At 68.7% G+C, this 12484-nt stretch carries 12 protein-coding genes; 7 read left to right on the plus strand and 5 right to left on the minus strand.

What is annotated here, in order from left to right; genetic code table 11:
- The first annotated feature begins 123 nt into the window (after positions 1 to 123).
- From ACUN0C_RS02130 to ACUN0C_RS02150, 5 genes are all read left to right on the plus strand, one after another.
- Positions 124 to 1089, plus strand: coding sequence for a homocysteine S-methyltransferase family protein (locus tag ACUN0C_RS02130; RefSeq protein WP_445464660.1), 966 nt, complete (start codon positions 124 to 126; stop codon positions 1087 to 1089).
- Positions 1090 to 1468: 379 nt separating this feature from the next.
- Complete coding sequence (locus tag ACUN0C_RS02135; RefSeq protein WP_445464661.1) at positions 1469 to 2998, plus strand: phytoene desaturase family protein; 1530 nt, start codon at positions 1469 to 1471, stop codon at positions 2996 to 2998.
- Between the two features lie 174 nt (positions 2999 to 3172).
- Positions 3173 to 4357, plus strand: coding sequence for an Acg family FMN-binding oxidoreductase (locus ACUN0C_RS02140; protein WP_445464662.1), 1185 nt, complete (start codon positions 3173 to 3175; stop codon positions 4355 to 4357).
- 217 nt (positions 4358 to 4574) lie between these two features.
- A complete protein-coding gene (locus ACUN0C_RS02145) occupies positions 4575 to 4889 on the plus strand; it encodes a universal stress protein (RefSeq protein ID WP_445464663.1) in 315 nt (104 codons plus the stop codon).
- Positions 4825 to 5100, plus strand: coding sequence for a universal stress protein (locus ACUN0C_RS02150; RefSeq protein WP_445464861.1), 276 nt, complete (start codon positions 4825 to 4827; stop codon positions 5098 to 5100). Before ACUN0C_RS02145 ends, ACUN0C_RS02150 begins: the two co-directional genes overlap by 65 nt.
- A 118-nt stretch (positions 5101 to 5218) precedes the next feature.
- Here the strand turns inward: ACUN0C_RS02150 and ACUN0C_RS02155 are convergent, their stop codons facing one another.
- From ACUN0C_RS02155 to ACUN0C_RS02170, 4 genes are read right to left on the minus strand one after another with little or no spacing between them, the layout of a single operon-like run.
- Entirely contained in the window at positions 5219 to 6502 is a 1284-nt protein-coding gene (locus tag ACUN0C_RS02155) for an MFS transporter (RefSeq protein WP_445464664.1), read from the minus strand.
- Positions 6499 to 7149 (minus strand): 3-oxo-tetronate 4-phosphate decarboxylase, encoded by a 651-nt coding sequence (gene otnC, locus ACUN0C_RS02160; RefSeq protein WP_445464665.1) that lies wholly within the window; start codon positions 7147 to 7149, stop codon positions 6499 to 6501. The genes ACUN0C_RS02155 and otnC overlap by 4 nt, the downstream gene beginning before the upstream one ends.
- On the minus strand, positions 7146 to 8408 hold the full coding sequence (otnK, locus tag ACUN0C_RS02165; RefSeq protein WP_445464666.1) for a 3-oxo-tetronate kinase: 1263 nt from the start codon (positions 8406 to 8408) through the stop codon (positions 7146 to 7148). Before otnK ends, otnC begins: the two co-directional genes overlap by 4 nt.
- Positions 8408 to 9379: a 2-hydroxyacid dehydrogenase gene (locus tag ACUN0C_RS02170; RefSeq protein WP_445464862.1), complete on the minus strand. Its 972-nt coding sequence runs from the start codon at positions 9377 to 9379 to the stop codon at positions 8408 to 8410. Before ACUN0C_RS02170 ends, otnK begins: the two co-directional genes overlap by 1 nt.
- 260 nt (positions 9380 to 9639) lie before the next feature.
- Here ACUN0C_RS02170 and ACUN0C_RS02175 point away from each other — a divergent pair, with 260 nt between their 5' ends.
- Both ACUN0C_RS02175 and ACUN0C_RS02180 read left to right on the plus strand, forming a co-directional pair.
- Positions 9640 to 11118 (plus strand): MmgE/PrpD family protein, encoded by a 1479-nt coding sequence (locus ACUN0C_RS02175; RefSeq protein ID WP_445464667.1) that lies wholly within the window; start codon positions 9640 to 9642, stop codon positions 11116 to 11118.
- A gap of 67 nt (positions 11119 to 11185) precedes the next feature.
- Positions 11186 to 11545 (plus strand): non-heme iron oxygenase ferredoxin subunit, encoded by a 360-nt coding sequence (locus tag ACUN0C_RS02180; RefSeq protein ID WP_445464668.1) that lies wholly within the window; start codon positions 11186 to 11188, stop codon positions 11543 to 11545.
- 39 nt (positions 11546 to 11584) lie between these two features.
- On the opposite strand, the gene ACUN0C_RS02185 is transcribed toward ACUN0C_RS02180, so the two are convergent.
- Entirely contained in the window at positions 11585 to 12484 is a 900-nt protein-coding gene (locus tag ACUN0C_RS02185) for a LysR substrate-binding domain-containing protein (RefSeq protein WP_445464669.1), read from the minus strand.

Genomic DNA, 12484 nt, shown 5'->3' on the forward strand with positions numbered 1-12484 from the left:
TAAAAGCTATTCCGATCTTCTTGCCCTGGCTGGACCGCGAGTGGTCTAGCGGCCTGCCGTCCATCGGCTTCATGTTCCGCCCCGCGCGCCGAACCGGCGTAAGTGACGATTTGCGAGGGTAGAATGTCGAAATATCGAAACCGGCTGCCGCAGCTTGCGGGCGATCTGTTCCTCACCGACGGCGGCATCGAGACGACGCTGATCTTCCACGATGGGTTCGATCTGCCTCATTTCGCGGCCTTCGACCTCCTGAACAGCCGCGAGGGCGTCGCGGCGCTCAGGGCCTATTACGAGCGTTACGCGAGCATCGCGCAGGCCCATCGACTGGGCTTCATCCTGGAGAGCCCGACCTGGCGAGCGAGCCCGGACTGGGCGGCGAGGCTCGGCTACGACGACGCCGCGCTCGAGGCGGCGAACCGGCGCTCCATCGCGCTCATGGCCGAGCTTCGCGGCGTCCACGAGACGGATGCCGCGCCGATCGTGATCAGCGGCTGCGTCGGGCCGCGCGGCGACGGCTACGATCCGGGCCGCATGATGACCGCAGACGAGGCGGAGGACTACCATTCCGCCCAGGTCCGGACCTTCGCCGCGACCGATGCCGACATGGTGACGGCAATCACCATGACCTATCCCGCGGAGGGCGCCGGCATCGCGCGCGCGGCGAAGGCGGCCGGCCTGCCCGTCGCGATCTCCTTCACCGTGGAGACCGACGGCCGTCTCCCGACGGGTGCGACGATCGCCGACGCGATCGAGACGGTCGATGCCGAGACCGGGGCGGCCCCGGCCTATTACATGCTGAACTGCGCCCATCCCGAGCATTTCCGCGACGTGCTCGCCGGCGGCGAAGGCTGGGCGGCGCGGCTGCGGGGCATTCGCGCCAACGCCTCGCGGCGCAGCCATGCCGAGCTCGACCAGGCGCCCGACCTCGACGACGGCGATCCGGAGGAGCTCGGCCGCGACTATGCCGCGCTCCGCGCCATCCTGCCGAACCTCACCATCCTCGGCGGCTGCTGCGGCACCGATCATCGCCACGTCACCCGCATCGCCGCTGCCTGCAACCACGGCCGCGGCGCGAAGGCGGCGGCCTGAGGAGATTGCGAGGCCGCGCCCGGCGGCCGCCGGGCGCGGCAGGGCAAACGAGATCGCAGTCTCGCCGGATCGGATCTTCGGGAGAAGGGTGCGCCGGAGAGGATGAAATTGGGAACCGGTATGCGGGTGCTTTCCACATGTAATCTCGGGAACGCCGTCCACATTGCGCCACTGGTACTCTTTGAAGCGCAGCATTCTCCGCGAAACCTCGAGGCACCGCTCGCCTACTGCATCAGATCGACCGCTCAGGCGACCGAGGGACGCCGTGAAGACCCTACGCGCTTGTGCCTGTAACAATCGCAGCGCATCCTGACGTTGAACGGAACGGAATTGGGTGTGTCGGCGAAAGGGGAGGTCGGTCATCGATAGAGCCTTTGACGTGGCGGTGATTGGTGGCGGCCTGGGCGGGCTGACTGCGGCGGCGATGGCGGCGACCGCAGGGCGGCGGGTCGTGGTGCTGGAGAAGAACGCCCATCCCGGCGGTGCGGCGGGCACCTTCGACCGCGACGGACGGCGGTTCGAGATCTCGCTGCACGAAACCACGCACCCGTTTCGCGGCGCCGACCCCAAGGCGCGGATCTTCGACGCGCTCGACCTCGGCGACAGGATCGAGCTTGTGCCGGTGCCCGAGTTCTGCGAGGTGCGCTCGCCGCTACTGGACGCGCCCCTGCGTCTCCCCCATGGGCTTGCACCGCTGCAAGAGGCGCTGGGCGCCCGGTTTCCCGCCGACGCGGACGCCATCGCGCGTTTCCTGCGCCAGGTCGCGCGCAGTCAGGAGGCGATCAGCGTGTTTCTGACGTCGCATGACGGGGCGTGGTGGCGGGCGCATGTCGCCGATCTGCCGCTCGACCTCTGGGCGCTGACGCGTGACATGGGATCGACGCTGAGCACGGTTCTGGGGCGATATTTCCGCGACAACGAGGCGCTGAAGCTCGCGCTGGCGCCGAACCTGCCCTACTACACCGACGATCCCGACCGCTTCTGGTGGCTGGGCTACGCGATCGCGCAGGGCGGGTTCCTGTCGCAGGGCGGCTATTACGTCAAGGGCGGGTCCGGTGCGCTCGTGCAGGCGCTGGTCTCGGTGATCGGGGAGCACGGCGGCACCGTGGCGACGGGTCACCGGGTGCATGATATCCTGACCGATGCAAGGGGCGCGGTGCGTGGCCTTGTCTATGTCGACGCGGCGGGCAGCATTGCCGAAGTGGCTGTGCCGCTGGTTTTTGCGAATGCCGCCCCGCAGGCGGTGGCGGGCATGCTGCCCGAGGCGCTGCGCCCGGCCTTTGTCGCCCCATACGAGGGGCGACCGCTGTCGATTTCGCTGTTCGAGCTGTCGCTGGGGTTGGATCGCCCGGCTGCCGACCTGGGCGTCGGGGCCTATTCCACCGCGCTGTTCCCCGACTGGATGAAGGCGCTCGCCGATTATCGCGGGGCGGCGGCGCTGCTGGGCGCGGCCCCGGGCCACAGGATGCCGCCGCTGATCGTGGTGGATTACGGGCGGATCGACAGCGGGCTGGGGGACGGCCCCGCGCCGGTCAGCGTGACCGGGGTGGACCGGCTGGACAATTGGGACGACCTGGATGGCGCCGCCTATGCCGGGCGCAAGGCGGCGTGGCTGGACGCGATCATCGCACGGCTGGATGCCGAATGGCCCGGCCTTGCCGCCGCGGTGCAGGTGCGCGACATGGCGACGGCAAGGACAATGGCCGACTACCTGGGCACACCCGGCGGCGCGGTCTATGGCTTCGCGCCCGAGGTGCCGGCGCTGCTACGCCCCGGCCCGCGCAACCGCACTGGGACCAAGACCCCGGTCGAGGGGCTGTGGCTTGCTTCGGCCTGGGCCGGATTTGGCGGGGTCACGGGGGCGATGGCTTCGGGCGCGATGGCAGCAATGCAGGCGCTCAGGGGCTGAGCGTCCGATCGGGACGTCGCGCACGCTGGCTGTGACAGCCTGTTTCCCGAGAGCCGCCTTCCGCTTCCCACCCGGAGCCGGGGGTGCATCCCGGTAGCGGCCCGCCGACCGGTCTGATGACCGCCCGTGCCGCCATCCAGGCCATGTGTCGCGAGGATCACGTATTGTGTCGGTATGAAGTCGTGGCGTGAGGCAAGGCGTGGCGACGCGTCGAACGCAACCCGTTTCTTATGGTGTCGATCGATGAATAGGCGGCATGTGCTGATGGGTGCAGGTGTATTGGCCGCTGGCGCCGCTGGTGCCGCGGCGTTCAGTTTCTCGCGCGCGGGCTCAATGGCCGACTACGCCGCTGCGGTCGCGGCGATGCGGGCGACGCTCTCCGAACGTCCGGAACTCGTGGACCTCGTTCGCTACGCCACATTGGCTGCGAACGGCCACAACACCCAGCCGTGGCGCTTTCGTCTTGTCGATACCCGCATTGCCATCCTTCCGGATCTTTCACGGCGCACGCCCGTCGTGGATCCCGATGATCACCATCTCTTCGCCAGCCTCGGTTGCGCCGTCGAGAACCTCGCACTCGCCGCCGCCGCGCGCGGCCGCAGGGGCGAACAGCGGTTCGATCCCGACAAGGCGGGCTCGGTCGTTTTCGAGTTCGGCGGCGCGCTGCCGGAACGCTCGATCCTCTTCGACGCGATCCCGAAGCGCCAGTCGACGCGCACCGAATATGACGGGCGGCCGGTCTCCGCCGCCGACCTGGAGGCCCTCGCCGCAGCCGCTCGCGTCCCGGGTGTCGACTTGATCCTGGTGACCGATCGACGGCAGATCGAGCGCGTGCTCGACCTGGTCGTCGCCGGCAACAGCGCGCAAATGGCCGACCCCGACTTCCTGCGCGAACTGAAGCACTGGCTGCGCTTCAATCCCCGCCAGGCGCTCGAGACCGGCGACGGCCTCTTCAGCGCGGCGAGCGGCAATCCGACCGCACCGACCTGGCTCGGCGGCCCCATGTTCGATCTGGTCTTCCGTGCCGGCTCAGAGAACGACAAATACGCTCGGCAGTTGCGGTCGGCCGCAGGGGTCGCGATCTTCGTGTCGGAGCGCGACGACAAGGATCACTGGGTGCGCGCCGGACGCGCGTGCCAGCGCTTCGCCCTGCAGGCGACGGCGATCGGCCTCAAGCACGCCTTCATCAATCAGCCTGTCGAAGTCGCTGCCGTCCGGCCACAGCTCGCGAGCCTCATCGGGATGCCCGGACGCAGGCCTGACATCGTGATGCGCTTCGGCTACGGACCGAGCCTGCCGTTCTCGCCGCGTCGGCCGATAGAGGCCGTCCTGTCTTCGACGCCAGAGGAGCCGGGTTAGACGGGCCTCCCGCCAGGCAGCGGCAGCGCCCACAATCTCACCTGTACGGCAGTCTACAGGCGCCCCTCGTCCGGCCCTTCACGGGCGACGCTGCAGGCGGCACGCCCGATTGCGAGCCATCTTGTTCGCCTTGGGGAATGCCCGGTACGCGCTATCGCGCCCGGACGATCAGCGTTCGGCGGATGAAGCGGCATCGGCGATTGGGAGCGCAAAGAAGATGAAGTCGATACTAGCTGCTCTCGATCTGGAAGCAGGAAACGATGCAGTGCTCGCGCGAGCGGTTCAGTTGGCTTCAGCGCATGGGGCTTGCCTTGTGCTGCTCCACGTCGTCGATCCGGAGCCATTTTCCCATGGTGTCGATGTATCGGGTCGCAGCGAAACCGATCTGCAGGACCAACTCAGACAGCAGGCGCTTCCCGCTCCCGTTCGAGCAGGCTCTGCTACGCGCCGGGACGCCACAGGCCGAGATCGAAAAATACCGTGCGGCGAGAGTTGCCAAAGCGCGCGACAGGCTCTGCGCATTCGCGCGTGACGCAGGGGGCGGCGACAAAGCCGCCACGCGTTTGCTCAAGGGCGAGGCCGGTCCCGCCCTGGCCCGTCTTTCGCAAGGCGCAGGGGTCGATTTGCTGGCCTTCGGACCACATGGCCGCGGCGTTGTGCTCCAAGCGCTTCTCGGCAGCGTCACACGGCGGGTTCTGAGAGAAGCCGCGTGCGATCTCCTGATCGCGAGCAGCCGACAATAACTGATCCCGATGCCACGCGGTCGCCGTCGCGAGCATCTGGAGCCCGCCAAAGCTGCTATGACTGATCGCAGATCACTTCGTGGACAACGGCGCGCCCTTCGTCGGCTGCGGGCCGGGATCAGCGAGCCGCGGCGACGGGCTCGCCGTCGCGGATGAAGCCGACGCAAAGGACCGCCACGGCGGTGGTCGCGATCGCGACCCACAGCGCGGGATGGAAGCTGCCGGTCCATTCGAGCGAGACGCCTCCGATGAAGACCCCCGCCGCCGCCCCCAATTGGTTGAACACATAGGCGCTGCCCAGAATCGCGCCGATCGCGCGCCGCCCGAACAGCCCGGCGGCGAGCGCGCCGACCACGCCGATGGCGCCATAGCCAAGCAGCCCGAACACCGTGATGAACAGCAGAAAGACCGTCGGCCCCGGGACGAGCACCACCAGGAGCATCGATGCCGCCCGCGCGCCGAACATGACGAGCAGCACTGAGTTGCGGCCGAGCCGGTCCGAGATCGCCCCCGTCACGACGTTGCCGAGAATCCCGATGCCGCCGACGAGCGTCAGCCCCGTCGCCGCCAGCGCGGCGTCGTAGCCTTCGCTCAACACGAAGCCCGGCAAATGGACGAAGACGAGGTTCATGATCAGGCCGTTGGCGAAGAGGCTGATCGCGATCAGCCAGAAGGCCGGGGCGCGCAGCGCCGCCGCGAGCGTGACGTCGGCGCTCGGCACGGCGGGCGAGCCGGTGCGATCGTCGTCGGCGATGGCCGCTTCTTCGACGACGGTCGGCTGCGCGCCGATCCCGGGGCTCGGCGCCGGTCTAACGAAGATCAGGACGGCCGGAATGAGCGCCATGACCAGCACGCCCACGGTCAGCATGCCGATCCGCCAGTCGAACGCGACGATCAGCGCCGCGATGGACGGCGGCAGGACGATCATCGAGACCTTGGTGCCGGAGGTGGCGACGCCGAGCGCCACGCCGCGGTTGCGGTCGAACCAGCGCGAGACGATCGAGGCCACCGACACCGGGCTCACCGCCGCATAGCCGACCGAGCTGACGAGTCCCATCAGCAGGGTCAGTTGCCACAGTTCGGTCGCGAAGGCCGTGCCGCAGAGCGCCAGGCCGGAGAATGCGAGCCCGATCGCCAGCACGGTCTTGCCGCCCAGCCGGTCCAGCAAGATCCCCGCTAAGGGCTGCATGGCCGCGGCGGCGAGCATCGAAACGGCGATCGCGCCGGACACCGCGGCGGCCGTCGTGCCGAGGGCTTCGGGCATGTAGGGCAGGAAGAGGCCGAGGGAGAACCGCGAACCGAGCACCAGGGCCATGGAGAGAAAGCTAACGGCGACGATCACCCAGCCATAGGACAGGGTGCGCGGCGCCGTTTCGGACGGGGCGGGCGGCCCCATCGTCATCGCCCGAGTCTCTCCCGCAGCTCTTCGCATTGCGCCGGCGTCAGCGGGCGGATCGGACGGTCGCCGAGCATCAGGTAGAGCTTGGCGGTCTCCTCCAGCTCCTCCACCGCGTATTGCGCGTCGGCGAGGCTGGTCCCCGAAACCACCGGGCCGTGATTGGCGAGGAGGAGCGCATGGTGGCGCGTGGCCCGCTCGCCGACGGCGGCGGCCAGCGCACGGTCGCCCGGCGCGAAATAGGGGATGAGCGGCAGGTGGCCGACCCGCATCACGTAGTAGGCCGTGAGCGGCGGCAGCACGTCCTCGGGATCGAGCCCTTCGACGATGCTGACCGCGACGGAATGGCTGGAATGGAGGTGCACGACCGCGCGGTCGCCGGGCCGCGCGCGGTACATGCTGTGGTGCAGAAACGCTTCCTTGGTCGGTGTGTCGCCGGAGACGAGAGTCCCCTCGGCGTCGACCAGCGACAGCCGTTCGGGATCGAGAGCGCCGAGGCTGGCGTTGGTCGGCGTCATCAGCGTCCGGCCGTCGTCGAGCCGAACGCTGATGTTGCCCGTGGAGCCGCCGGTGAGGCCGCGGTCGAAGATCGACCGGCCGGTCGCGACGATTGTGTCGCGAATGCGCGTTTCCACCGAGATCGTAGCGGTCATGCGAGCCTGTCCCATGCCTTCAGGAAGATGTCGTCGGCGCCGAAATTGCCGGACTTCAGGGCGATCGCCAGGGGGGCGCCGCGGTATCGCGCTGCCATCCAGGGGACGCCGGGGTCGATTTCCGCGACGACATCGAGCGTGTCCAGGCCGAGGCTCTCGATCACCGCGCCGGAGGTTTCCCCGCCGGCGACGAGAAGCCGGCGGACGCCGGCCTCGGCGGCCCGCGCGGCGAGCTCGCCCATGAAGCTCTCGACGAGGCCGCCGGCCCTCTCGCGCCCGAGGGCCGCCTGGCTCGCCGCGACCTCTTCGGGGGCCGCGCTGGCATAGACGATCGGGATATCGCCGTGTGGCGCGGCGAGAACGAAGGCCAGCGCGTCGGCGGGGGTCTGGGCACCGCGCGCGATGGCGCGCGGATCGAGCTTGTAGCCGGACGTGCCGGCGGCGGTGGCGACCGCGATCTGCCGGCGGGTCGCCGCCGAGCAAGAGCCGGCCAGCACGATCGCCCGGCCGCCGCGCGGCAGGGCGCCCGACACGATCTTCGCGTGGCGGAGATGAAAGTTGCCGGGCAGGCCGAGTGCGACCCCGGAGCCGCCGGTGACGAGACGGAAATCGCGGGCGGCCGCGCCGATGGCGCGCAGGTCGTCGTCGTCGATGGCGTCGACGATCGCGACGCCCGTGGCCGTTTCAAGCGCGCCGCGCAGCGCGTCGGGGCCGGAGCGCACCGTGGCGAGGTCGACGAGCGAGACCGGAAGCCGCGTCTGGCGGCCGAGGACGCGCACGAGGTTGGCGTCGCGCATCGGCGTCAGCGGGTGGTCCTTCATGCTCGAATCGGACAGCAGCCGGTCGCCGACGAAGAGGTGCCCCTGGTAGACGGTGCGGCCGTTGGCCGGGAACGCCGGGCAGGCGAATGTGCGGCTCTCGCCGAGCCGATCGAGCAGCGCCTCGATCACCGGCCCGATGTTGCCGTCGTCGGTCGAATCGAAGGTCGAGCAGTACTTGAAGAAGATCTGCCGTGTCCCCGCCGCGAGCAGCGCGTCGAGCGCCTGCACGGATTGGGCCACCGCTGCGCCGGCCGGGATCGTGCGCGACTTCAGCGACAGCACCACGGCCTCGGCGTCCGCCATGCTGTCCGGATCGCGCGGGATCCCGACGATCTGGCGCACCCGCATGCCGCCGTTCGACAGCGTCAGCGCCAGGTCGGTGGCCCCCGTCAGGTCGTCGGCGATCGCACCGAGGAACGGCCCGGCCCGTCCGCTCATCAGTGCACCCTGTTGGGGGGGCGTCGGCCGTCGAAATGGGCGACGAGGTTTGCCACGACGAGCCGTCCCATGTCCCGGCGCGCTTCGAGCGTGCGGCTGCCCATGTGGGGCGAGACGACGACGTTCGGCAGGGACAGCAGCACCTCCGGCACCCTCGGTTCGCCGTCGACGACGTCGAGCGCCGCCCCGCCGAGTTCGCCCGAGCGCAGCAGCTCGATCATCGCCGGCTGGTCGACCAGCGAGCCGCGTGCCACGTTGACCAGCCGGCCCTCGGGCCCGAGCGCCTGCATGGCCTCGCGCCCGACGAGGCCGTCCGTCGACGCGTTCGCCGGCGCGATGACCACCAGCCAATCGCTGTCCGCCGCCATCGCCACAAGGTTGCCGTGATAGCGGTAGGGTTGGCCGGTCTGTTCGTGCCGCCCGAAATATCGCACGTCCATCTTCATGGCGGCGAGCCGTGCGGCGATCTCCTTGCCGATGCGGCCGAGGCCGACGATGCCGACGGTCTTGCCGCGAAGCTCGCTGCCGAGGGGGAAGTCGCCGCGTTCCCAGGCGCCGTCCCGCACGAAGCGGTCGGCGCGCGGCAGGGCCCGGGCGAGCCCGAGCATCAGCGCCACCGTCAATTCCGCCACAGCGTCGTTCAGCACGTCCGGCGTGTTGGTGATGACGATCCCGAGCTCCTTGGCCGTCTCCAGATCGTTGGTATCGACGCCGACGCCGGAGTTCGCGATGATCTCCAGCCTGGGCAGCCGCCGCATCAGCGCGCCCGCTACCTTGCCGCCGGCGATCCCGCGGACTTCGCCGCCATGGGCGGCCAGGACCGCTTCCGGCTCGGCGTCGCCGACAAGGCTGTGGACCTCGAAACGCGCCTCGAGCGCCGATACGCAATCGGCATCGAGCGGCTTGGTAATCAGGATTGCGGGACGAATGGAGGCCTCCCGGGCGTTCGGAGATGCGGGACGGTTCGCCAGGCTAAAGTCGCGTCCTGTAGGCGTCCAATATCAATGAGGTCCCGTCTTATTTGCGCATCAGGATAAGGCGGTGGCGGCGACCGATCGAGTCGCTCATTTGAATGACCAAATAAAAGGCGGAGCCTTTCATATTGGACACTCGCAGTATCCTCCGATACCTCACCGACAACGGGAGCGGGAAACCGCTTTCAAGAGACGTTCGGGCGGTGACGCGTCCAGCGATCCATCGCCCACAACTTCGAAAACATGAGGTCTTCAGGATGCCGGCGGCTGACATTCCCAGTTATCGTGACGAGGTGGCCGAGCTTCTCGCGGATTTTACCGTCAACGTTTCGGGTGAACTCGACGCGGAAACCCGCCATGCCGCCAAGCGCGCGCTCAGCGATTCCGTCGCCGTGGCGCTCGGCGCGCTCGACCACCACGCGTCGCACATCGCGCGTAGCTTCGCCGCGCAGTTCACCACGCCGAACGGCGCGACGATCTGGGGCACCTCGATGCGGGCCAACCCGGACTTGGCGACGTTCGTCAACGGCTCGCTGCTGCGCTGCTACGACTACAACGACTTCTATGTCGGCGAGCGCAATTCCGGGCATCCCAGCGACATGGCTGCGGGCCTGATCGCCGCCGCCGAGTGGATCGATGCGAGCGGAGAGGACCTGCTGGTTGCCCTCGCCGTCGGCTACGAGGTGGTCGGTGCCGTCTTCGACGCGTTCTCCACCGCGCCTGGCGGCTGGGACTACACCAACCTGACGGCGATCGGCGCCTGCGCCGCCTTCGCGCGGCTCCTGAAGCTCGACGTGGTCCAGGCCAAGGAGGCCTTCGGGATCACCGTGATTCCCCACTTCGCCTCCGACGAGGTGGAGAGCTGCGAGCTCAACAAGCGCGGCGACCTCACGCTCTGGAAGCGCTTCAACGGGTCGGACGCGGTGCGGAACGCCCTGCAGGCCTGCTTCCTGGCCCAGGCCGGCGTCGAGGCGGTGGTCCGGCCGTTCACCGGTGCCAACGGCCTGATCGCCAAGCTGAAGAACGAGCACGACCCGCTTCCTGTCCTCAAGAAGCGGCTGGACAAGACCATCAGGCTGTCCCGCGTCGGCGAGACCTACATGAAGCTCTGGCCGGTGGGCTCGATGGCGCAGAGCGCCATCCGCGCCGCGCTCGAGGCGCGCAGCCAGGTCTCCGATCTGTCGAAGATCAAGGAGGTCCGCGTGTTCTCCGAGGAGGGCGCCTACCAGCACTTCATCGAGATGCGCCAGGATCCCTACCATCCGATCAGCCGCGAGACGGCCGATCACTCGATGCCCTACATCGTCGGTGCCGCGGTGCTCGACGGCTATATCGGCATTGACAGCTTCGATCTGGAGACGGTCATGGAGCCGGCCCGGCGGGCCTTCGTCGCCCACAAGGTGAAGGTGAGGCCCGCGCCGGAACTCGGCACGCTCGCCGGCGGCAAGCTGGCGCGCGCCGAAGCCGGCTATCTGTCGCGCGTCGAGATCGAGCTGGACGACGGCACGGTTGTGCGGGGCGATGCCAAGCCGTTCCCGGGGCACCCGAAGGCGCCCTTCTCCGACGCCGACATCGCGCAGAAGATCACGCAGAACGCGCTGCCGTTCGCCGGCAAGGAGACGACCGACCGGATCATCTCGGCGCTCGTCTCCTTCGAGACCTGCAAGCACGTCCGGGACTTCACCCGGCTGCTTGCCTTCGACTGGGCTTCGAAGCAGGTGGAGGCCGCGGCCTGAGTTCGGCCGGGCCGCCCCCGCCGCGGACGGCCCGGCCGGTCGATCGAGAGTTAGGAGTTCACAGACGATGACCATGGCGCGATCGAGCCTGGCAATGAACATGGATGCCCTGACGCGACTTTGCAGCCTGGACGCTGTGGACGAGGACGAGCCGTACCGTGCCGAAATCGGCGGTGCGGCTTTTGCCGTCTTCAAGGTCGGCGAAGCCATCTACGTCACCGACGATCTGTGCTCGCACGGTCCCGGCTCGCTGTCGGAGGGCTATGTCGTGGACTGCCAGGTGGAATGCCCGTTCCATCAGGGCCGGTTCGACCTCCGCACCGGCCTGCCGACGCAGCCGCCCTGCGAGATACCGATCCGCACCTGGACCGCGGTGATCGAGGACGGAGCGATCTTCATCGACGTCGCAAGGCCGAACGGCGCCTGAGCGCCGCGGCCGAGTGCGTTCGTCCGCCGCGCGTCCCGCCTATCCGGCCTCGATCGGCGTGAACCCGCAGGTGAAGCGCTCGAGGATCGGGTTGCCGTTGTTCTTGTTGTAGATGAGATAGATCCGGCTCTCCAGGTTGTCGGCGTCGAGCTCCCGCCACACCACGTCGTGGACATTGATCGCCTGGAGCGCTTCCGGCGCCACGGTCACGCCCACGCCCGCCGCGACGAGGCCGAGCGTCGTCGTCGCCTCGATGGCGATCTGGACGACCCGCGGCGAGTAGCCCGCCTCGGCGCAGAGGTCGAACACCTGCTCGTAGAAGCCGGTGCCGCTGCCGCGGGGCCTGAGCACGAAGTTCTCCTCCCGCAGCTCCTCCATCCGCAGCGGTCCGGACTTGGCGTTGAGCGGATGGTCGACCGGCAGCACCGCCATGAGGCGGTCGCTGTAGACCGGAATCGCCGTGATGCTCGTCGGCAGCAGCGTCGCCGTCGAGGGCCGCGTGAAGCCGACGTCCACCTTGCCCAGCAGCACGTCGTCGATGATCTTCACCGAGGAGCGGCACTTCAGCTCCAGGTGCACGTCCGGCAGGGCGGATCGGAAGGCGCGGACGGCGCTGGTGAAGATCTTGACCAGCGGCACCGAGGTGATGAAGCTCAGCCGCAGGGTTCCCATTTCGCCTTTCGCCGCGCGTGTCACGGTCTGAACGGCCCGCTCCGCCTGCAGCAGCGCCAGTCGCGCCTCCTTGAGAAATAGCTCGCCGACCGGCGTCAGTTCGACGTTCCGGCGCGTCCGTTTCAGCAGGATGACGCCGAGCTCGCGCTCGATCGCCTGGATCTGCAGGCTGAGCGGCGGCTGGCCGATGTTCAGCCGTTCGGCGGCACGGGTGAAATGCAGCTCCTCGGCGACGGCGACGAAGTATCGGAACTGGCGCAGATCCAC

It is taken from the genome of Faunimonas sp. B44, from assembly GCF_052655945.1.